2 protein-coding genes and 1 pseudogene are annotated in these 22,783 nt (G+C 73.4%); all 3 read left to right on the plus strand.

Annotated features, from left to right (window positions below; all coding sequences use genetic code 11):
* Positions 1–4 precede the first annotated feature (4 nt).
* A pseudogene (locus PJ985_RS22725) lies at positions 5–6,886 on the plus strand (SDR family NAD(P)-dependent oxidoreductase); the annotation flags it as partial.
* Between the two features lie 50 nt (positions 6,887–6,936).
* On the plus strand, positions 6,937–16,446 hold the full coding sequence (locus tag PJ985_RS22730) for a type I polyketide synthase (RefSeq protein ID WP_271685771.1): 9,510 nt from the start codon (positions 6,937–6,939) through the stop codon (positions 16,444–16,446).
* Positions 16,447–16,474: 28 nt separating this feature from the next.
* The coding region (locus PJ985_RS22735; protein ID WP_271685772.1) for a type I polyketide synthase at positions 16,475–22,783 on the plus strand (6,309 nt) is incomplete at its 3' end.

Below are 22,783 nucleotides of genomic sequence, written 5' to 3' on the forward strand. Positions count from 1 at the left end.
CGCGGCCGTGGCCGCACTGGAGCAGGCTGTCGAGCACGATCTCGGCTGTGTCACCGTCGCCGACATCGACTGGGGCCGCTTCGCTCCCGCGTTCACCGTGGGACGTCCCAGCAGACTGTTCGACGAAGTGCCCGAGTTCACCGACGCGCAGAGCCCGGCCGAGGACACCGACGAAGCACTTCCGTTGCGCCGTCGTCTCTCCGGCATCGGCAGCCGTGAACGCGAGCGGACACTGCTGTCCCTGGTACGTACCGCCGCCGCCACCGCCCTTGGCCACGCCGACACCGACGCGGTCGCCCCGCTGCGCGCCTTCACGGATCTGGGATTCGATTCCCTGACGGCGGTGGAGTTGCGAGACCGCCTGGCCTCGGCCACCGGGCTGGTCCTGCCCGCCACCCTGGTGTTCGACCACCCGACCGCCCAGGCCCTGACCGGCCACCTCACCGAGTTGCTCGCCGTGGAACTGCCGGTCGGCACGGCCCCGGCCGCAGTTCCCCCTGCCGTGCCGACCCCTGCCGCGCCCGCGGAGGCCGCAGACCAGGACGAGCCACTCGCGATCATCGGGATGAGCTGCCGCTTTCCCGGCGGTGTCCGCTCGCCGGAGGACCTGTGGGACCTCGTGGCCGAGGGCGTGGACGCCATCGGCGACGTTCCCGCGAACCGCGGCTGGCACCTCTACCGGAGCACCGAGCCGGACGGCTCATCCCCCTCCGGGACGCTGCGGGGCGGTTTCCTGGACGACATCGCCGAGTTCGACGCAGGACTGTTCGGGATCTCGCCGCGTGAGGCGGTGGCGATGGATCCGCAGCAGCGACTGCTGCTCGAGGCGTCCTGGGAAGCCTTCGAACGGGCCGGGGTCGATCCCCTGTCTCTGCGGGGTTCACGTACCGGGGTGTTCGCGGGCGCCAACAACCACGACTACACGTCTCTGCCCGCCGCGGCTCCCGAAGGCAGCGAGGGCTACCTGGCCACCGGCAGTTCCGCCAGTGTCCTTTCCGGCCGGGTTTCCTACGCCTTCGGTCTGGAAGGGCCGGCCGTCACTGTCGACACGGCCTGCTCCTCCGGCCTGGTCGCTCTGCACCTCGCCGGGCAGGCGCTGCGGAACGGCGAGTGCTCCCTCGCCCTGGCCGGCGGAGTCGTGGCCATGGCCACACCAGGCATCTACGCCGAGTTCGGCAAGCAGGACGCGATGGCCGCCGACGGCCGCTGCAAGGCCTTCGCCGACGCCGCTGACGGCACCGGCTGGGCGGAGGGCGTCGGTCTGCTGCTCGTCGAGCGGCTCTCCGAGGCGCGCCGCCACGGTCACCGGGTGCTTGCCGTGGTCCGTGGGTCGGCGGTCAACCAGGACGGCGCTTCCAACGGGCTGACCGCCCCGAACGGCCCTTCGCAGCAGCGCGTGATCCGCGCCGCGCTCGCCGTCGCCGGGCTGGAGCCGTCGGAAGTGGACGCCGTGGAGGCGCACGGCACCGGAACCAAGCTGGGTGACCCGATCGAGGCACAGGCAGTGCTGGCCACCTACGGCCAGGACCGTGACGAGCCGCTGTGGCTCGGATCGATCAAGTCCAACATCGGACACGCCCAGGCGGCAGCCGGCATCGCGGGTGTCATCAAGATGGTGATGGCGATGAGGGCAGGCCGGCTGCCGCGCACTCTCTTTGCCGGGAACCCCACCACCAAGGTCGACTGGACCACAGGCAACGTCCGGCTCCTCACCGAGACCCGGGAGTGGAGCGATACCGGCCGTCCGCGCCGCGCCGGCGTGTCCTCCTTCGGCATGAGCGGTACCAACGCGCACGTAGTCCTGGAGGCGGCGGCGCCCGCCGAGGACACCGCCGCACCCGCACCCGCACCGCGTCTCGCGGCGGTGCCCTGGGTGCTCTCCGCCGAGTCTGCCGAGGGGGTGCGTGACCAGGCGCGGCGCCTCGGGTCGGTGGACCTCACCTCCCACGACCCGCTGGACGTGGCCTGGACCCTGGCGACCGCCCGTGCCACGCTCCGGGAACGCGCCGTCGTGTTCGGGGCCGACGCCCTGGCCGCCCTCGCTCAGGGCGGTGAGGCTGCGGGCGGGCTGCGGCGCGGCACCGCGCGCCTGGACGGTGCCCCGGTGTTCGTGTTCCCCGGCCAGGGTTCGCAGTGGGCCGGCATGGCCGCGGGCCTGGTCGACTCCGAGCCGGTGTTCCGCGCGCGACTGGAGGAGTGCGAGCGGGCGCTCGCGCCGTACGTGGACTTCTCACCGATCGCGGTGATCCGCGGGGAGGACGCCGGGGGAGCGGACCTGGACCGGGCCGATGTGGTGCAGCCCGTGCTGTGGGCCGTGATGGTGTCGCTGGCGGAGCTGTGGAGGTCGGTGGGCGTGGTACCTGCCGCAGTCATCGGCCACTCCCAGGGAGAACTCGCGGCCGCAGTCGTGGCCGGGGCACTGGACCTCGAGGACGCAGCCCGTCTCGTGGCGCTGCGCAGCCGGGCAATCGCCGAGCAGCTGTCCGGCCATGGCGGCCTGGTGTCACTGGTCCTGTCCCCGGAGGAGACGGAAGAACTGGTCGCCGCGTGGCCGACCGTCGCCGTCGCCGTCGTCAACGGGCCCCGCTCCACGGTGGTCGGCGGTGCGGCAGGGGAGCTCGAAGAGCTGCTCGCGCACTGCGAAGGAGCAGGCGTGCGTGCCCGGCGGATGCCGGTGGACTACGCCTCGCACACGCCCTTCGTCGAGCCGCTTCGTCCGCTGCTCCAGGAGCTGTCACCCGGACGGGCCCGCACCGGCGAGGTGCCGTTCTACTCGACGGTGACCGGAGAACTGCTGGACACCGCGGACCTGACCGGCGACTACTGGTACCGCAACCTCAGGGAGCGGGTGCGGTTCGCCCAAGCGGCCGGAGCCGCGCTCGACGACGGCCACTCGGTGTTCCTGGAGGTCAGCCCGCACCCGGTGCTTACCGTGGGCGTGCAGGAAATTCTCGACGCAGCCGAGTCCCCCGGCACGGTGCTCGGCACACTGCGCCGCGACGAGGGCGACGCGCACCGCTGGCTGCTCGCGCTCGCGGAGGCCCACGTCGCCGGCGTGCCGGTCAACTGGGCCGGCGTCCTCGGCGGGCCGGCCGGCCGGCACATCGTCGACCTGCCCACCTACCCGTTCCAGCACCGCCGGTACTGGCCCGAGACCCGCCCCGGAACGGCCGACGTCACGGGAGCCGGTCTGACCGACGCGCGGCATCCGCTGCTGGGCGCCGCAATCCCGCTCGCGGACGGCGACAGCGCGCTGTGGACCGGGAGGCTCTCCCTCGCCACGCACCCCTGGCTCGCCGATCACGCGGTCGGGGGCACCGTGCTCCTGCCCGGCACGGCGTTCGTCGAGCTTGCCCTGCACGCCGGTTCCGCCGGGGTGGACGAGCTGACGCTGGGAACCCCGCTCGTCGTGCCCGAGACCGACGGCGTGCAGGTGCAGTTGCTCGTCGGCGGGCCCGAGGCCGACGGTCGCAGGCCCGTCACCGTCTCCTCCCGGCCCGAGGGCTCCGAAACGGGTTGGACCACGCACGCCACCGGCTTCCTCGCCGGCCGCGTGACCGATCCCGAACCGCCCGCCGGACTGCGCACCTGGCCGCCCGCCGGCGCAGAACCGCTCGACGTCGACGGCTGCTACGAGGCCCTCGCCGGGAGTGGCTACGCCTACGGCCCGGTGTTCCAGGGGCTGCGTGCCGCCTGGCGGGCCGGTGACGAGGTGTTCGCCGAGGTCGCGCTGCCGGCCTCGGCACGCGGTGAGGCCGGCCGATTCGGGCTCCACCCGGCCCTGTTCGACGCCGCTCTGCATGCGGCCGGACTCGGTGGGCTGCTCGGATCGCCGGGGCTGCTGCCGTTCGCCTGGGAGGGCGTCTCCCTGTATGCGACCGGTGCCGACACTCTCCGGGTCAGGCTGTCCTCCGCCGGCCCGGACACCGTGTCGCTGTTCGCCGCCGACACCGCGGGCACAGCAGTGGCGGCTGTGGAGTCGCTCACCCTGCGGCCCGTCAGTGCAGGCGCCCTGCGCCGTGCGGCGCAGGGCGATGTCCTGGACGCGCTGTACCGGCTCGACTGGACGCCCGCTGCGGCAGCACGTCCCGCGCCGGTCGTCCTTGTCGGCCCGGTCCCCGGGGCCCTCGTCCCCGAGGCGCGGTACGACGGTGTTGTGGAGCTTGCCGCCGCGCTCGAGCCCGGGCAGCCCGCCCCCGAGGTGGTGCTGTGGACGAGCGCGCGGCAGGCCGGTGAGACGGCTGAGGAGATCCGTGCGGCCGTCCACGAGGCAGCCGATCTCGCCCGGACGTGGCTGTCCGAGGAGCGGTTCGCCGGTACGCGTCTCGCGGTGCTGACCCGGCGAGCGGTCGCGGTCGGTGCGGGGGAGGGAGTGCTCGATCTCGCGGGTGCGGCGGTCCACGGCATGCTGCGGTCGGCGCAGAGTGAGAACCCCGGCCGCTTCACCCTGATCGACCTCGACGGTCACCCCGACTCCGTCACCGCGCTGCCCGCGGCCCTCGGTTCCGATGAGCCGCAGGTCGCGGTGCGTGCGGGAGCCCTGCTGGCGCCACGCCTGTCCCGTGCGACCACCGGGACACGGCTGGCCGGACCCGCTCCGGGCACCCGACTGGACATTGTCGGCGAAGGCACCCTCGAGAACCTGGCGTTCGTGCCCGCGCCCGAGGCCGAAGCCGACCTGGAGCCCACACAGGTGCGGGTGGCGGTCCGTGCCGCCGGCGTCAATTTCCGCGACGTGGTGATGGCGCTGGGCATGGTGCCGGGCCAGAGCGGAATGGGCACCGAGGCAGCCGGCGTGGTCGTCGAGGTGGGCGCTGACATCACCGACCTGGTCCCGGGCGACCGGGTGTTCGGGCTGTTCGCAGGGGCCTTCGGCCCGCTGGCGGTCACCGACCGCCGTGCACTCGCCCCGATGCGGCCCGAATGGACTTTCGCCCAGGCGGCCTCCGTACCGACGCCCTTCCTCACCGCCTACTACGGCCTGGTGGACGTCGCAGGCGCAGCCACGGGCGAGTCGGTGCTCGTCCACGCTGCGGCCGGCGGCGTCGGCATGGCCGCCGTGCAACTCGCCCGGCACTTCGGGCTGGAGGTCCACGGCACGGCCGGTCCGGGGAAGTGGGCCGCCACCGGTCTGCCCGCCGAACGGCTCGCCTCCTCGCGTTCGCTGGACTTCGAAGCGCGGCTGCGTGCGGCCACCGGCGGGCGGGGCGTGGACGTGGTGCTCAACTCGCTGGACGGCGAGTTCATCGACGCCTCGCTGCGGCTGCTCGCCCCCGGCGGCCGGTTCGTCGAGATGGGCAAGACCGACATACGCAACCCCGAGGTGGTCGCCAAGGCCCATCCCGGCACGAGCTACCAGGTGTTCGACCTCATGCGTACCGACCGCGACCGGATCGCGGAGATCTTCACCGAGATCATCGCCCTCTTCGACCGGGGCGCGCTGGAATTGCTGCCGGTCACCGCCTGGGACCTGAGGGACGCGCCGGAGGCGTTCCGGTTCATGGGCCGGGGACGCCACATCGGCAAGAACGTCCTGACTCTGCCGGCCGCCCCCGACCCGGAGGGCACGGTGCTCGTCACCGGTGGCACCGGGGTGCTGGCAAGTCTGCTCGCCCGGCACCTGGTGGCCGAGCACGGCGTCCGGCACCTGGTGCTGATCAGCCGCAGTGGGCCCGCCGCGCCGGGCGCCACCGAACTCGCGGCCGAACTCACCGAGGCGGGGGCCACCGTACGGGTCGAAGCGTGTGACGCTGCCGACCGGCACGCCCTGGCCGCGCTGCTGGCCGGTCTGGACCGCCCGCTGACGGGCGTGGTGCACGCCGCGGGCGTGCTGGACGACGGTGTCCTCGGCTCGCTCACACCTGAACGGTTCGACGCGGTGCTGCGTCCGAAGGTCGACGCGGCGCTGAACCTCGACGAGCTGACGGCCGGCTCCGAGCTGTCCATGTTCATGCTCTTCTCCTCGGTGGCCACCACGTTCGGTTCACCGGGCCAGGCCAACTACGCGGCCGCCAACGCCGTCCTGGACGCGGTGGCACACCGCCGCCGGGTACAGGGACTGGCGGGCCAGTCCCTGTCGTGGGGCCTGTGGGAGCCCGCGGGCGCCATGACCGGTCACCTGGACCGGCGGGAACGCGACCGTGCTGCGATGGCGGGTGCGATCGGTGCGGAACAGGGAATGGCGCTCTTCGACGCCGCCCGCGACCTGGCACACACGCATCTGGTTCCGGTCAACCTGGACCTGCGCGGGCTGCGCGAACAGGCGAAGGAGACGCCTGTACCCCCGCTCCTGCGCAGCCTGGTCCGGGCGCCCGCCACCCGTGCGAGGGCCGCGGCGGAGGTGCCCCGCGACCTCGCAGCGGACCTCGCACCGCTGCCCGAGTCCGAGCAGCGGCGCACCGTGCTCGATCTGGTGCGTGCGCACGCGGCGACCGTTCTGGGATACGACGGTCCCGAGTCGGTGGCCACGGATCTGGCGTTCACCAAACTCGGCTTCGACTCGCTGACCTCGGTCGAATTGCGCAACCGGCTCACTGCGGTCACGAAGCTGCGGCTGGGCGCCACCCTCGTCTTCGACCATCCGACACCCGCCACGCTGGCAGAGCACCTGTGGTCCGAACTCGTCGGGCCGGCCGGCCCGGCAGCGGACGGCGCTGGCGCGGTGCTGGCCGAACTGGACCGGCTGGAAGCCACGATCGGCCGGTTCGCCGGCACGTCGGCCGACGGCACAGCCGTCGCCGACCGACTGCGCGCACTGCTGACCAGGGTGACCGGCGGAGAGAAGAACGGGGCCGACAGCGGAGGTGTCGCCGTCGCCGAGCGCCTGGAAGAAGCCTCCGCCTCCGACGTCTTCGACTTCATCGACAAGGAGCTGGGCCTGTCGTGAACTCCCGAACGGCGGCTGCTCATACGGACGGACCTGGTGAAGGGGCGGGCATGGCGAACGAAGAGAAGCTCCTGCAGTACCTCAAGCGGGTCACGGCTGATCTGGCCGAGGCCCGGCAGCGACTGCACGAGGCGGAGGAACGGGAGCCCGAGCCGCTCGCCATCATCGGCACCGCCTGCCGCTACCCCGGCGGTGTGCACGACCCCGAGGCGCTGTGGCAACTGGTCCACGAAGGCCGGGACGCCATCGGTGAGCTGCCCGCCGAACGGGGCTGGGGTATTCCGCCCGGCCAGGAGGGGGCCTGGTCCCTGCGCGGCGGCTTCCTCGACGATGCCGACCGATTCGACGCGGCGCTGTTCGGGATCAGCCCGCGTGAGGCGCTGACGATGGACCCTCAGCAGCGTCTGCTGCTGGAGACGGTGTGGGAGGCGTTCGAACGGGCGGACATCCCGCCGCTGTCCCTGCGTGGCAGCCGCACCGGTGTGTTCGTCGGGGCAGGTTCCTCGAACTACGGGGTGGGCGCCGAACTGCCGGAAGGGTCGCAGGGGCACCTCATGACCGGCGTCGCGGGCAGCGTCGTCTCCGGCCGCATCGCCTATACCTTCGGGCTCGAAGGGCCTGTCCTCACCGTCGACACGGCCTGCTCGTCGTCCTTGGTCGCCCTGCACCAGGCCGCACGGGCACTGAGCGGTGGTGAGTGCGACCTCGCGGTGGCGGCAGGCGTCACCGTGATGGCGGGCCTCGGTATGTTCAGCGAGTTCGGCAAGCACGGAGGTCTCGCCGCCGACGGCAGGTGCAAGGCGTTCGGTGCGGGGGCCGACGGCACCGGCTGGGCCGAGGGCTCGGGGGTGCTCGTGCTGGAACGGCTCTCCGACGCGCGTGCCCGCGGCCACCGGGTGCTCGCCGTGGTCAGCGGGTCGGCGGTCAATTCCGACGGCGCGTCCAACGGTCTCACCGCTCCCAGCGGGCGCGCTCAGCGAGCCGTGATCCGCGCGGCGCTCACCGCGGCGCGGATCCTCCCGTCCGAGGTGGATGCTGTCGAGGCACACGGCACGGGAACCCGGTTGGGTGACCCCATCGAGGCGCAGGCGCTGATGGCCGCCTACGGCACGAGCCGTGAGGAGCCACTGTGGCTCGGATCGGTCAAGTCCAACATCGGCCACGCCCAGGCCGCAGCCGGTATGGCGGGTGTGATCAAGATGGTGGAGGCGCTCCGTCACGGCGTGCTGCCCCGGACACTGCATGCCGAGCAGCCGTCCCCGCACATCGACTGGTCGGCGGGCACCGTCCGGCTGCTGGCCGAGGAACGCCCGTGGCTGCGTGACGGCCGGCCGCGCCGCGTCGGTGTGTCGTCGTTCGGTATGAGCGGTACCAACGCCCACGTCATCCTCAGCGAGGCACCCGAGGCGGGTCCGTCCCAGCCGCCCCCGGCCGGTCCCGCGGCCGTGCCGCAGGTGGTGCCGTGTCTCGTGTCCGCGCGTACCGCCGACGCGCTCGCCGGTCAGGCGGAGCGGCTGCGGCGGCACATCGAGGCACGGCCGGACCTCAACCCGCTGGACATCGCCCGCACCCTGGCGACCACGAGGTCCGCGCTGGAGCACCGCGCGGCCGTGCTCGCGAGCGACCGCGACGACCTGATCGCGGGTCTGAGCGCGCTCGCCGCCCACCGGGCACCGGCGGGGGTGGTGCGAGGCGAGGTGAGCGACGCCCGCCTGGCCGTGCTGTTTGCGGGGCAGGGGTCGCAGCGTGTGGGTATGGGGCGTGGGTTGTACGAGGCGTTCCCGGTGTTCGCGGAGGCCTTTGACGCGGTGTGTGCGCGGGTGGACGCGGAGTTGGGGCGTCCGTTGGCGGAGGTGGTGTTCGGTGATGGTGAGGCGTTGGGGCGGACGGTGTTTGCGCAGGCGGGGTTGTTTGCGCTGGAGGTGGCGTTGTTCCGGTTGGTGGAGTCCTGGGGTGTGGTGCCGGATGTGGTGGTGGGGCATTCGGTGGGTGAGGTGGCGGCCGCTCATGTGGCGGGGGTTCTGTCGCTGGATGATGCCTGTGCTTTGGTGTCGGCGCGTGGGCGTTTGATGCAGGCGCTGCCCGGGGGTGGGGCGATGCTGGCGGTAGAGGTGTCGGAGGAGGAGCTGGATCTTCCTGCGGGGGTGGATCTGGCGGCGGTCAACGGGCCCACCTCGGTGACGGTTTCCGGTGACGGGGAGGCGGTTGCCGCTTTGGAGGTGCGGTTGCGGGGTGAGGGGCGGAAGGTGAAGCGGCTGGCGGTGTCGCACGCGTTCCATTCGCGTCTGATGGAGCCGATGCTCGCCGAGTTCACCACCGTGGCGCAGTCGTTGACCTACCACGCGCCGTCCATCCCCGTCATATCGACGCTGACGGGCGGTCCGGCCGACCCGGCGTTGCTGTGCGCGCCGGAGTACTGGGTGCGGCAGGTCCGCGAACCCGTCCGCTTCGCCGACGCGGTGGCCTCGCTGTACGGGGACCGGGTCGGAATTCTTCTCGAACTCGGCCCCGACGGGACCCTCGCCGCCGCTGTCCGCGGCTGCCTGCCCGGCTCCGCAGTCACCGTGGCAGCCGCGACACGCCGGGACCGTCCTGAACCCCGGACGCTGCTCACCGCGCTCTCCGCCGTACACACCGCGGGCGTTGCCGTGAACTGGAACGCGGTGTTCGCCACCTGGGGCGGGCAGCTGGTCCCCCTGCCCACCTACGCCTTTCAGCGCGACCGCTACTGGGTGGAGCCGGGCACCCCTGCGCCGTCCGGTGCGGGCGGAGCGCTCGCAGACCCCGCCGAGGCCCGGTTCTGGGAGGCCGTCGAACACGCCGACGCCGACACGCTCGCGGACACCCTGGGTCTGCCGGACCCCGGCCTGATCGACCCTGTGCTGCCCGCGATCGCCCAGTGGCGGCGGGACCGCCGCGACGAGAACCTCGTCGACTCCTGGCGGTACCGCACCGCCTGGCGGCCCCTGTCCGGCCTCACGCCCGCGACAGAGCCGGGCACCTGGCTCGCCGTGCTGCCTGCCGCCCGCGCCGAGGACCCGCTCGTCAGCGCCACGCTGCGGGCTCTGCGCGAGAGCGGAGCCCACGTACGGGAGGTGACCGTCGCGCCCACGGAGACCGGGCGCTGGACGCTTGCCGAACTGCTCGGAGACATTGCCGACGAGATCCGCCCGATCGCCGGGGTGGTGTCGCTCCTCGGCCTCGACGACACCCCCGACTCCGGGCATCCGGTGCTGTCCACAGGCATGGCCGCCACTCTTCTCCTGACCCAGGCCGTCGACGACGCTGAGGTCGACGCGCCCCTGTGGACGATCACGAACGGTGCCGTCGCGGCAGGAGGCACCGACCGGGTGACCCGCCCCGAACAGGCCCAGCTGTGGGGGATGGGCCGGGTCGCCGCGCTGGAGGCGCCGGCCCGCTGGGGCGGCATGGTCGATGTCCCGGACCGCCTCGACGACCGCTCAGCCGCGGTTCTGGCCGCGGTGCTGACCGGCAGCGCGGGAGAGGACCAGGTCGCTGTCCGGGAATCCGGTGCCTTCGTCCGGCGCATCGTCCGCGCCACGCCGGCTGCGCCCGGCGGGACCTGGCGGCCGGAGGGCACCGTGCTCATCACCGGTGGCACCGGAGCGCTCGGTGCGGAGGTCGCGCGCTGGCTGTCCCGCCGCGGGGCCGGGCACCTGGTTCTGGTCGGCAGACGGGGAGCCGACGCGCCCGGCACAGCCGCCTTGGTGGCTGAGCTGGCCCCCGTCACCCGGGTCACCGTGGTTGCCGGCGACGTCACCGACCGCGCGGCGATGGCGGCGCTCCTTGCCGAGCACGCCGTACGCTCCGTGGTCCACGCCGCGGGCGTGACGGACACGGCGGCGCTGGCCGGGACCGACCTCTCCGAGTTCGCCGACGTCCTGGACGCGAAGGTCCGCGGCGCAGCCGTGCTCGACGCCTTGCTCTCCGAAGCCGGGCACGTCGACCGCTTCATCCTCTTCTCCTCGATCGCCGGCGTATGGGGCAGCGCGGGCCAGGCCGCCTACGCCGCTGCCAACGCCTACCTCGACGCGCTGGCGGAACGCCGTCGCGGCCAGGGCCTGCCCGCCACCTCCGTGGCCTGGGGCCCGTGGGACGGAGCGGGCATGGCTCAGCTCCCCGGTGTCCGTGACCACCTGTCCCGTCGCGGTCTCACCGCCATGGCGCCCGGTCTCGCGACGACGGCGCTGGCCGCTGCCCTCGACCAGAACGAGACCGTCTCGGTGGTCGCCGACGTCGACTGGGGGCGGTTCGCCCCCGCCTACCGGTTCGCCCGGGACAGCCGGCTGTTCGACGAACTGACGGAGGCCGCCGACCCGGCCGGGACCACCCGTGCCGCGGTCCCGGAGACGCTCCGCGCCGACTGGATCCGCAGGCTTGCGGCCCTGCCGGCGGACGATCGTCCCGGTCCGCTGGTCGACCTGGTGCGCGAGGAGACCGCCGCGGCGCTCGGCCATGCCTCCGCGGAGGCGATCGGCGTGCGGACGGCGTTCCGCGACCTCGGTGTCGACTCGCTCACCGCGGTCGAGCTGCGCGACAGGCTGGCCCTCCGCACCGGCCTCGACCTGCCGGTCGGCCTGCTGTTCGACCACCCCAGGCCCGCCGCACTGGGTGACCACCTCGCTGCCCAACTGGCTCCCTCCGCCTCCGTGCCCGGCCCGCAGACCGGGGAGCGTCCGGCCGCGTCGGCGGCCACCCCCGACGAGCCCATCGCGATCATCGGTATCGGCTGCCGCTTCCCCGGGGGCGTCCGCACTCCGGAGGACCTGTGGCGGCTGCTGGCCGAAGGCGGCGACGCCGTCTCGGCCTTCCCCACCGACCGGGACTGGAACCTCGACACGCTGTTCGACGAGGCCGACAGCGGGACCTCCTCGGTGCGCCGCGGCGGCTTCCTCCACGACGCCGCCCACTTCGACGCGGCGATGTTCAACATCCCGCCCCGAGAGGCCACGGCGACCGATCCGCAGCAGCGGCTGCTGCTGGAGACCTCGTGGGAGGCCATGGAACGCGCGGGCGTGATCCCGGCTTCCCTGCGTGGCAGCGACACCGGCGTCTTCGTCGGCAGCAACGGCCAGGACTACGGCTACGTACTGCTCGGCTCGGACGAGAGCGTGGAGGGGCACCTGACGGCCGGAGCCACCGCAAGCGTTCTGTCCGGCCGCATCTCCTACACCTTCGGCCTGGAGGGCCCGGCGGTCACTGTCGACACCGCGTGCTCCTCAGCGCTGGTCGCCACCCACCTCGCCGTCAAGGCACTGCGCGGCGGCGAGTGCTCACTGGCCCTGGCCGGCGGCGTGTCGGTGATGTCGACACCCGGCCCGTTCGTCGAGTTCAGCCGGCTCAGCGGCCTGGCGGCCGACGGCCGCTGCAAGGCGTTCGCCGACAGCGCCGACGGCACCGGCTGGGGAGAGGGCGTGGGCGTCCTGCTGCTGGAACGCCTCTCCGACGCGCGGCGCAACGGACACCGTGTCCTCGCGGTACTGAGCGGCAGCGCCGTCAACCAGGACGGCGCGTCCAACGGACTCACCGCGCCCAGCGGTCACGCGCAGCAGCGAGTGATCCGCGCCGCGCTCGCCGACGCGGGATGCACCACCTCGGAGGTGGACGCCGTGGAGGCGCACGGCACCGGCACGACCCTGGGTGACCCGATCGAGGCGGAAGCCCTGCTGGCCACCTACGGTCAGGACCGCGACGAGCCGTTGTGGACGGGCTCGGTGAAATCCAACATCAGCCACACCCAGGCGGCGTCCGGCATGGCCGGGGTGATCAAGATGGTGCTGGCGATGCGGCACGGGATACTCCCCAAGACCCTGCACATCGACAAACCGACCACCAAGGCCGACTGGGCCGCAGGTCACGTCGCCCTCCTCACCGAGGCCCGCCCCTGGCCCGAGACCGGCAGACCACGCCGTGCGGGCGTGTCCTCCTTCGGCGCCAGCGGCACCAACACGCACGTCATCCTGGAGGCCCCCGACCCGGACGACGCGGGACCCGCCGCCGAACCGACCCCCGACCCTGACGTCGCGGTCCCCCTCGTGCTGTCGGCCCGCGGTGAGAAGGCCCTGCGGGCCCAGGCGGAAACCCTGCGCTCCCACCTGGACACCGGCTCGGTGACCGGGCTCGCGGATGCCGCGCTCACGCTGACCACCGCCCGCGCCACGTTCGAGCACCGCGCCGTTGTTGTCGGCGCCGACCGGGACCGCCTGCTCGGTGCGCTCGGCTCCCTGGCCGGTGGCGCACCGCACAGCGCCGTCGTCACCGGGCGGGACAGCGCTCCGAAAGTGGCCTTCGTGTTTCCAGGTCAGGGCGCCCAGTGGGCGGGCATGGCGGTGGAGCTGCTCGACACCACCGCGGCCTTCCGGACCCGTTTCGACGAGTGCGCGCACGCACTCGCGCCGCACGTCGACTTCGTGCCCGAGGACGTGCTGCGGGAGAGGCACGGCGCGCCTTCCCTCGAACGGGTGGACGTCGTACAGCCGCTGCTGTGGGCGGTGATGGTGGCGCTGGCCGAAGTGTGGCGCTCCCACGGCGTGACGCCCTCGGCCGTCGTCGGCCACAGCCAGGGTGAGATCGCCGCCGCGTGCGTCGCCGGTGCGCTGACCCTCGCCGACGGCGCGGCCGTGGTGGCGCTGCGCGCCAGGGCGCTGACCGAGGTGGCGGGACGCGGCGGCATGGTGTCGGTCGCGCTGCCGCTCGCCCGGGTCGAGGAGCGGCTGGCGGCGGGCCCGTACCAGGAGATCTCGGTGGCGGCGGTCAACGGACCCGCATCGGTGGTCGTCTCCGGGGAAGCCGCGGCGCTGGACGGCCTGATGGCCGAACTCGCCGCCGAGGAGGTCCGCGTCCGGAGGCTCCCCGTCGACTACGCCTCGCACTCCGCGCAGATGGAGGCGATCCGTGACACGGTCCCGGCCGCACTGAACGAGGCAGGCGTCACCCCCCGCACCGCCGAGGTGCCGTTCTACTCAGCGGTCACCGGCGGGGTGCTCGACACCGCGGGCGCCGACGCAGGCTACTGGTACACGAATCTGCGGGAGACCGTCAGGTTCGACCGGGCCACCGCCGCGCTGCTCCGTGACGGCCACACCATGCTGATCGAGATCAGCCCGCATCCGGTGCTCACCGCGGCGGTCGAGGAGACCGCCACGGAGGAGGGCCGTCCCGTGCACGCGGTCGGCACCCTGCGCCGTGACGAGGGCGGTCGCGAACGACTGCTGACAAGCCTGGCCGAGGCGTACGTGCGCGGCGCACCGGTCGACTGGCGGCCCGCCCTGGCTGCCCTGCCCGACGCCCACCTCGCCGATCTGCCCACCTACGCCTTCCAGCGCGAGAGGTACTGGCCGAAGCCCGCGCGGGCCGGGCACGCGGAGCCCGCCGTCTCCGCCTCGCCGACCGAGTCCCGGTTCTGGGCGGCGGTCGACGAGCAGGATGCCGAGGCGCTGGGAGGGGTCACCGACATCGCCCCGGCAGCCCTGGAACCGCTGCTCCCCGGCCTGTCGTCCTGGCACCGCGAGGCCCGTGAACAGGAGGCCGTCGACGCCTGGCGCTACCAGGTCGCCTGGTCGGAGCTGGCGGCTCGGCCTGCGGCGACGCTGCCGGGACGGTGGCTGCTGGTGCTGCCTTCCTCGCTCGCCGAGGGAACGGTGGCCGCCATGTGCCGGTCCGTGCTCGCCGAGCGGCACGCCGAGGTCGACGTACTCGTCATCGACCCGGGCGACACCTGCGGCGCCGACCTGGCCGACCTGCTCCGGGACCACGCGCAGCCGGGTGAACGGCTCGGAGGCATCCTGTCGCTGCTGTCCCTGGACGACCTGCCGCACCCGGCCCATCCTGTTCTCACCGCAGGGCTGGCCGGCACGCTGTCGCTGCTGCACGCCGTGACCGAACTTGACCTCGGCCCGTTGTGGAACCTCACCTCGGGTGCCGTCGGAGCCGGCGAAGCGGAGGTGCCCGCCCGTCCGGAGCAGGCTCAGGTCTGGGGCCTGGGCCGGGTCGCGGCTCTGGAACACCCCAGGCACTGGGGCGGGCTGATCGACCTGCCGGCCGACGGCGGCGGTGACGACCCGAACCTGCCCGCCCGTCTCGCGGGCGTACTGGCGCGCACCGACGGCGAGGACCAGGTGGCGGTCCGCGCCGGCGGAGTGTTCGGGCGCCGGCTGCGGCATGCCGGCGCCCGGGATGTGGGTCCGCCGGCCGGAGAAGGCTGGCGGCCCGCGGGTGCGGTCCTGGTCACCGGCGGTACCGGCACCATCGGGGGGCATGTGTCCCGCTGGCTTGCGGCCGAGGGTGCCGAGCACCTGGTGCTCACCAGCAGAAGCGGGCCCGCGGCGCCCGGGGCGCAGGAACTGGCCGAGGAACTGACCGCCCTGGGCAGCCGGGTAACGGTGGTCTCCTGCGACCTGGAGGACCGTGAGGACGTCGTCCGGCTGATCGACGGTCTCACGAAGGACGGAACAACCCTCCGCGCGGTCATGCACACCGCGGGCATGGGCACCCTTGCCCCGCTGGCCGATACCGGTGTCGCCGACCTGGCGAGGCTGATCGGCGGCAAGGTCGCGGGAGCCCGCCACCTCGACGAACTGCTCGACCCCGCCGGGCTCGACGCGGTGGTCTACTTCTCGTCCATTTCCGCCGTGTGGGGAGTCGGCAGGCACGGCGGTTACGCCGCGGGCAACGCCTACCTCGACGCGCTGGCCGAGAACCGCGGCCGTGACGGCGCACCGGTGACCTCGGTGGCCTGGGGGCCGTGGGACGGCGGAGGCATGGTCGAGCTGGCGGCGGTGGAGCCGATGCTGCGCCGCGGCGTCCCGCTGATCTCCCCCCGGCCCGCGATGATCGCTCTGCGTCAGGCGCTCGACCACCGGGACACGTTCATCGCCGCGGCCGAGGTCGACTGGGAGCGCTTCGTTCCCGCCTTCACCTCCTTGCGTCCGAGCCCGCTTCTCGCCGAGCTGCCCGAAGTGCGCGCCCTGCGGCCGGCCGGGAACACCCTCGAGGAGCCCGAGGAGGCCACTGCTGAGGACGGCTTCCCCGCCGTTCTCCGGGGCCTGGCGACCGGGGAACGCGAGCGAGCCGTGCTGGACCTGATCCGCACGCACGCCGCTGTGGTCCTCGGGCACGCCGGTCCGGAGGACGTCGAAGCGGACCGGGCGTTCCGCGACGTCGGGTTCGACTCGCTCGCCGCGGTGTCCCTGCGCAACCGGCTCGCCGCAGCGACCGGGCTGACGCTGCCGGCCACGCTCGTGTTCGACCAGCCCACACCCGTGGTGCTGGCCGGGCACCTGCTGTCGGTGCTGCTGCCCGAGGACGCCACCGACGCTCTCCCGTCGATGGATGAACTGGACCGCCTCGAGGCCGCGCTCGCCCGGCGTGCCGACGACGACCTCGATCGGGTCCGGATCGTCATGAGGCTGGAATCGCTGCTCGCCGGCCGGCGGGACCCGGACCGCACAGCAGGGAAGGACCACCTGGCCGACCGCCTCGAATCCGCCACGGACGACGAACTGTTCGACCTGGTGGACAGGGATCTGGGACTGAAGTGACTGCCGCGTGGACCCGTCGGAGAACATCATGACCGCCGAAGTGAGCAAGAGCCCGACCGAGCGAAAGCTCCGCGACTACCTGGGCCGGGTGATCGCCGAACTGCACGACACCCGCCGACAGCTGCGCGAGGCCGAGTCCGCCGAGCAGGAACCGATGGCCATCGTGGCGATGGCCTGCACGCTGCCGGGCGGTATCCGCTCACCCGAGGACCTCTGGCGGCTGCTCCTCGACGGCGGAGACGCGATCACCCCGTTTCCCGCCGACCGCGGCTGGAGTGACGGAGGACTGGCCGGCCCGGACGGTGGAGAGTCCCTCGATGCGGCGCAGGGCGGCTTCCTGCACGAGGCCGGCCTGTTCGACCCCGCCTTCTTCGGCATCAACCCGCGCGAGGCGCTGGCCATGGATCCGCAGCAGCGGCTGATCCTGGAGACGGCGTGGGAGGCGATGGAGCGGGCGGGTATCCACCCCAGGACTCTGCGCGGCTCCCGGACCGGGGCGTTCATCGGCACCAACGGGCAGGGTTACGGCGCCGGCATGCAGCAGGGCATGGCGGGCTCCGAGGGGTACCAGCTGACCGGTGGTGCCACCTCCGTGGTGTCCGGTCGTCTCGCGTACACCCTCGGACTGGAGGGCCCTGCGGTCAGCGTCGACACGGCGTGCTCCTCCTCGCTGACCGCACTGCACCTGGCCGCACAGGCCATCCACAACGGTGACTGCTCGATGGCCTTCGTCGGCGGCGTCACCGTGATGCCGCACCCCGTCGGGTTCCACGAATTCAACCGCCAGCGCGGACTGGCCTCCGACGGGCGGTGCAAAGCGTTCTCCGCGGACGCCGACGGCATGGGCATGGCCGAAGGCGCCGTCATGATCCTGGTGGAGCGGCTGTCCGACGCCCGCCGGGAGGGGCACCCCGTCCTCGCCGTCATGCGGGGCAGCGCCGTCAACCAGGACGGTGCCTCCAACGGTCTCACCGCCCCCAGCGGACCGTCCCAGCAGCGGGTCATCCGGGCCGCGCTGGCGGCGGCGCGTCTGTCGCCCGATCAGATCGATGTCATCGAGGCACACGGCACCGGAACCTCTCTCGGCGATCCGATCGAGGCGCAAGCCCTGCTGGCCACCTACAGCCGGAACCGGGACCGGCCGCTGTGGCTCGGCTCACTGAAGTCGAACATCGGTCACACCCAGTCCGCTTCCGGCGTCGCGGGCGTCATCAAGATGGTGCTCTCGATGCGCCACGACGTGCTGCCCAGGACGCTGCACGCCGACGAGCCGACCCCGCACGTCGACTGGGCGTCGGGCCGGATCGAGCTGCTCACCAGGGAAAGGTCCTGGGAGCGTGGCGAGCAGCCCCGGCGCGCCGCGGTGTCCTCGTTCGGCATCAGCGGTACCAACGCTCACGTCATCCTCGAGGAAGCACCCCCCTCCGAACAGGAGGAGGCGCCCGCCCCACGCGCGCTCACGCCCGCGCTGGTCCCGCTGCCCGTGTCCGGCCGGTCCGCCCCGGCCCTGAGCGCGCAGGCGGACCGCCTGCGGACGTTCCTCGGAGCCGAGACCGCCCCGGCGAACCTGGTGGACCTCGGGTTCTCCCTCGCCACGACCCGGCAGTCCCACGAACAGCGTGCCGTGGTCCTCGCCGCCGACCGGGCGGACGCACTGGCCGGCCTGGACGCGGTCGAGGCCGGCGGTGCCGGGCCGCACGTGCTGCTCGGTTCGACGCGGCCCGGCCTGACGGCCTTTCTGTTCACCGGCCAGGGTGCCCAGTACGCGGGCATGGGCCGGGAGCTCCACCGGACCTACCCTGTGTTCGCCGAGGCATTCGACGCGGCCTGCCGGCGCCTCGACGCGGATTCCGGCCGGCCGCTGCGCGAGGTGGTGTTCGGTGACGAGGAGGCGTTGCACCGCACCGAGTTCGCGCAGGCGGGCCTGTTCGCGTTCGAGGTGGCGTTGTTCCGCCTGCTCGAGTCGTGGGGTGTGATTCCGGACGCGGTGGTCGGGCACTCGGTGGGCGAGGTGGCTGCCGCGCATGTGGCGGGCATTCTGTCGCTGGATGACGCCTGTGCCCTGGTGTCGGCGCGTGGCCGTCTCATGCAGGCGCTGCCCGAGGGCGGCGCGATGCTGGCGGTGGAGGCGGCCGAGGAAGAACTGGAGCTTCCCGACGGGGCGGACCTGGCGGCCGTCAACAGCCCCACCTCGCTCACGGTCTCCGGACCGGAGGAGGTGATCGCCGGCCTGGAGGAGCGGCTGCGGGCCGAAGGCCGGAAGGTCAAGCGGCTCACCGTGTCGCACGCGTTCCATTCGCACCTCATGGAGCCGATGCTCGCCGAGTTCGCCACCCTCACCGCGTCCCTCACGCACCGGCCACCGGTGATCCCGGTGGTCTCCACGGTGGCCCCCGACAGCGACCTCGCGACCCCGGAACACTGGGTCCGGCAGGTACGCGCGACGGTGCGGTTCGCCGACGCGGCGGCGGAGCTGCAGCGCCGTGGCGTCACCCGGCACGTCGAGCTCGGTCCCGAGGGCGTGCTCTCCGCTCTGGTCGCCGAAACCGCCCTCGCCGTACCCGTGCAGCGCGCGGACCGCGACCAGGTGGAGACCTTGCTGCGGGCCGTGGCCCAGCTGCACGTCACCGGACTCGACCCGGACTGGGCAGCCGTTTTCGCGCCGTGGTGCCCGCAGCGGCTCGACCTGCCCACCTACGCCTTCCAGCGGGAACGGTACTGGCCCGCCCCCGCCGGTTCCGCCGACGTCACCTCCGCCGGGCTGCGCGGTGCCGAGCACCCGATGCTGGGCGCGGCCGTCACCCTCGTCGGGGGAGACGGGCTGGTGCTCACCGGCAGGCTCTCCTCCGCCACCCACGCCTGGCTTGCGGACCACGAGGTGGGCGGCGTGGTGCTCGTCCCGGGTACGGCCTTCGTCGAGCTGGCGCTGCACGCGGGCGACCAGGTCGGCTGCGGCGCCCTGGAGGAGCTCACTCTGGAGACCCCGCTGGTGCTGCCCGAGCGCAGCGGGGTGCGGGTGCAACTGGAGGTGAGCGCCCCCCTGGCCGACGGAAGCCGTCCGATCGCTGTGTACTCGCGGCTCGAGGACGCCCGGGACGGGGACGCGGACGGCACGTGGACCCGGCATGCCGCAGGCATCCTGCGGGCGGCCGGCCAGGCCGTGGACGAACCGTCCACCTCGTGGCCGCCATCCGGCTCCACGGAGGTCGCGGTCGATGACTTCTACGGCGCTGCGGCAGCCGCGGGCCTCCGCTACGGACCGTTGTTCCAGGGCCTGCGCGCCGCCTGGCACGGCGCGGAAGGCGAGGTGTTCGCCGAGGTCGCGCTCCCCGACAACCCGGCGGGGGCGGGCCGGCCGGACGCCACCGGGTTCGGTCTCCACCCGGCACTGTTCGACGCGGCGCTGCACGGGGTGGCCCTCGGCGATCTCCTCGGCGGTGAAGCCGCGGTCCGGCTGCCGTTCAGCTGGTCCGGAGTCACGCTGCACGCCTCGGGCGCCACCGCCCTCCGGGTACGCCTGGCACCTGCGGGTCCGGACGCGGTGTCGGTGACGCTCGCCGATCCGGCGGGACGGCCCGTCGCGTCCGTCGCGTCGCTGGTGCTGCGCCCGGTCACGCCCGCTGACCGCTCCGTGCCTTCCGACGCACTGTTCCGCGTGGACTGGGCCGCCCTGCCCGTCACGGGAGAGGCGGTGGCCCGAACGGTCGTCAGGGAGCCCACCGAACTGGCCGGCCTGGCCGAAGCGGCCGAACCTCCCGCTCTTGTCGCGGTCCGCCCCGCCCCGGGGCCGACGGACTCCGACGAGCCGTCCGCGGTCCGTGCCGCGGCCCACCACGCCCTCGGCTGGGTACAGGCGTGGCTCGACCAGGAGCGCTTCGCCGGCTCCCGGCTCGTCGTGCTCACCCGTGCCGCCGTGCCCGCCGGGGGCACGACGGTGGACCCGGCTGCTGCCGCGGTATGGGGCCTGGTCCGCTCCGCGCAGACCGAGCACCCGGGGCGGTTCGTCCTCCTCGACCTGGACCCGGCCGCCGAGCCGGACACCGAAGCCGCGCTCTCCGCTGTTCCCACGGCAGCCCTGAACTCCGACGAGCCGCAACTCGCCCTGCGGGGAGGCCGGGTGTTCGCGCCGCGGCTCGCCCGCGCTCTCCCGGCGGCTGCAGCACCCCCGCAGCTCGCCACCGGCACCGTGCTGATCACCGGCGGAACCGGTGTGCTCGGAGGCCTCGTGGCCCGCCATCTGGTGACCGGCCACGGTGTCCGTCACCTGCTGCTGGTGAGCAGACGAGGCCCGGCCGCGCCCGGCGCCCGGGAACTGATCGCCGAACTGGCCGCACTCGGAGCCTCGGCGGAGGCCGTCGCCTGCGACGTGGCCGACCGGGAGGCGCTGGCCGCGGTGCTCGATGCCGTTCCCGCCGGCCGGCCGCTCGCCGGCGTCGTGCACGCCGCCGGGCTCGTCGACGACGGCGTGGTCACCGCGCTCACCCCGGACCGGCTCGACACCGTGCTCGACGCCAAGGCGGCCTCGGCGCTGCACCTGGACGCCCTGGTCGGCGAGGTCGGACTGTTCGTGCTGTTCTCCTCGGCGTCGGCGACCTTCGGCTCGGCGGGCCAGGCGAACTACGCGGCCGCGAACGCGGTCCTGGACGCCGTGGCCCACCGCCGGCCCGGTGCCGTCTCCGTCGGCTGGGGGCTGTGGGCCCAGGCCAGCGGCATCACCGAAGGGCTGGGCGAGTCGGAGCGGGCCAGGCTCACCCGTACGGGTGCGGCGCTGGTCACCCCCGAGGCGCTGGCGATCCTCGATGCCGCGTGCACGGGCGAGGCCGCGCATCTGGTGGCGCTGCGGCTGGAACTTCCGAAGCTGCGGGAGCTGCTTGAGCGCGACCCCGCCACGGTGGTGCCCCCGCTGCTGCGCGGACTGGTCACGCGCCGTCCGGGAAGTGGGAAGGCCCGGGCCGCGCTCCCCGAAGAGGCGGCCGCTTCCCCGCTGGGCGCCCGCCTCGCCGCGCTGGGTGAGGACGAGCGCGTTGCCGCGCTCACCTCTCTGGTCCGGGCCGAAATCGCAGCCGTGCTCGGTCACCGGGCGGTCGACCTGGTCGAGGAGCACCGGCCGTTCAAGGACCTCGGCTTCGACTCGCTGACCGCCGTGGAACTGCGCAACCGGCTCGGCGCGGTCACCGGGCTGCGTCTGCCCGCCACACTGATCTTCGATCACCCGTCGCCGCGCGACGTCGTGACCCACCTGCTGCCCCGGCTGGCCGGCGAGGACACTGCCGCCCCCGTAGCGGCCGCCCGTGCTGTCGGTACCGACGAGCCGATCGCCATCGTCGGCATGTCCTGCCGGTTGCCCGGCAACGTGAACAGCCCGGAGGATCTGTGGCGGCTCGTCATGTCGGGCACCGATGCGATCACTCCCTTCCCGGGCAACCGCGGCTGGGACACCGAGGCCCTCTACGACCCCGACCCCGATTCGACGGGCAAGTCCTACGTGCTCGAAGGCGGCTTCGTCCATGACGCCGACCGGTTCGACCCGGGGCTCTTCGGCATCTCACCGCGTGAGGCACTGGCGATGGACCCCCAGCAGCGGATGATGCTGGAGGCCTCGTGGGAGGCGTTCGAACGCGCGGGCCTGGACCCTACGTCGCTCCGCGGGTCCCGCACCGGCGTCTTCGCCGGGCTGATGTACCACGATTACGCCGCCACCATGACCGTGCTCCCCGACGGGGTGGAGGGCTATCTCGGTACCGGAACCTCCGGCAGCGTGCTGGCGGGGCGGGTGTCCTACACCTTCGGGCTGGAGGGTCCCGCCATGACGGTGGACACGGCCTGCTCGTCCTCGCTGGTGGCCCTGCACCTGGCGGCGCAGGCGCTGCGCAACGGTGAGTGCGACCTGGCGCTGGCGGGCGGCGTCACCGTGCTGTCCACCCCGGCGGTGTTTGTCGACTTCAGCAGGCAGCGAGGGCTGGCGTCCGACGGGCGGTGCAAGTCGTTCTCGGCGGGCGCGGACGGCACCGGCTGGTCCGAGGGCATCGGGCTCGTCGTCGTCGAGCGGCTCTCCGACGCGGTGGCCCGCGGGCATGAGGTGCTGGCGGTGGTGCGCGGGTCGGCGGTGAACCAGGACGGCGCGTCCAACGGCCTGACGGCGCCGAACGGCCCTTCGCAGCAGCGGGTGATCAGCGCGGCGCTGGCGGCGGCGGACGTCAGACCGTCCGGCGTCGATGTGGTGGAGGCGCACGGCACGGGAACGAAGCTGGGTGACCCGATCGAGGCGCAGGCACTGCTGGCCGCCTACGGGCAGGACCGCGAGGAGCCGCTGAGGCTCGGCTCGCTGAAGTCGAAC

The sequence above is a fragment of the Streptomyces sp. ACA25 genome (assembly GCF_028200735.1).
In the GTDB taxonomy this organism is placed as follows: domain Bacteria; phylum Actinomycetota; class Actinomycetes; order Streptomycetales; family Streptomycetaceae; genus Streptomyces.